General features: G+C 73.4%; 2 protein-coding genes. Both read left to right on the top strand.

The genetic code is table 11. The annotated features are described in order from the left end of the window. Window positions 1-228: NAD(P)-dependent oxidoreductase (locus FK268_RS23515; RefSeq protein ID WP_269434256.1), on the top strand; the 228-nt coding region annotated here is incomplete at its 5' end. Further along, window positions 228-575 (top strand): helix-turn-helix domain-containing protein (locus FK268_RS23510; protein ID WP_146437863.1); only part of this gene is annotated, 348 nt, incomplete at its 3' end. The genes FK268_RS23515 and FK268_RS23510, both read left to right, overlap by 1 nt.

The raw sequence follows: 575 nt of genomic DNA, 5'->3' as shown, positions 1-575 counted from the left end.
CTCGACGACGGGCGGGTCGGCTTCGCGGCCCTCGACGTCTTCGCCACCGAGCCGCTGCCGCAGGAGAGCCCGCTGTGGGGTCATCCGAAGGTGCTCGCCAGTCCGCACACGGCGGCGCTGAGCCGGCAGGAGGGCACCCGCATCGCCCGCCTCTTCGCCCGCAACGCCACCGCCCTGCTCGACGGTGCGCCGATGGCGAACGTCGTCGACACGGTGGAGTTCTACTGATGCCCGACGAGACGCGCGCCCCCGCGCCCGCGGTCACCCGCGCCATCGGGATCCTCGCCCTGCTCGCGGAGTCGGAGAGCCCCGCCCTGAGCCTGAGCGACCTGGCCCGCGGCCTCGGCATCGCCAAGTCCTCGTGCGCCAACCTCTGCCAGGCCCTCGAGGACGGCGACATGATCCGCCGCGTGCCCGGCGGCTTCTCCCTGGGCCGGCGCACCGCGGAGATCGGCGGCGCGTACGCGCTGCAGTTCAACCAGGTCCGCGAGTTCTTCCCCGTCATCTCCGCGTCGCCCGTGCTGCGCCGCGAGCTGGTCCAGATCGCGATGCTCGACGGTGCCCAGGCCCTCTAC

Source organism: Tsukamurella sputi, from assembly GCF_007858445.1.
Taxonomy (GTDB): domain Bacteria; phylum Actinomycetota; class Actinomycetes; order Mycobacteriales; family Mycobacteriaceae; genus Tsukamurella; species Tsukamurella sputi.
The sequence above is the reverse complement of the archived record's forward strand: the minus strand, read 5'-3'. Positions and strand labels throughout refer to the sequence as shown.